The organism is Psychrobacter sp. 78a-MNA-CIBAN-0178, assembly GCF_040309625.1.
GTDB lineage: Bacteria > Pseudomonadota > Gammaproteobacteria > Pseudomonadales > Moraxellaceae > Psychrobacter > Psychrobacter okhotskensis.
In genome coordinates this window covers 1-229 of the sequence record NZ_JBEOOZ010000233.1, presented here as the reverse complement: position 1 = coordinate 229, position 229 = coordinate 1, and the positions used below count along the sequence as shown (strand labels likewise).

The following is a 229-nucleotide window of genomic DNA, read 5'->3' as shown; positions in this document are numbered from 1 at the left end:
CCGCGACCTCGAACATTGGCCGCTTTAATCATATTGCCAACGTCTTTAGGCGACTTAGATAACGCTTCTTTTAGACCTGTAAAGCCTTTTAGAGACTCATAAGTGGCTAAATCAAGCACCGCATCATGATGGGCTAAACGCCAAGTCAAAGGCTTGGTTTCGCTAGTGGCGGTTGCTTTATCGCCATAGATTGGAACACGCTGTGCATTTAGCTGGCTTGGCGCTTGGC

The 229-nt window shown here is 48.0% G+C and carries 1 pseudogene; it reads right to left on the bottom strand.

The annotated features are described in order from the left end of the window. Positions 1-229 (bottom strand): annotated as a pseudogene (locus AAEY80_RS14945) (NADH oxidoreductase (quinone) subunit F); the annotation flags it as partial.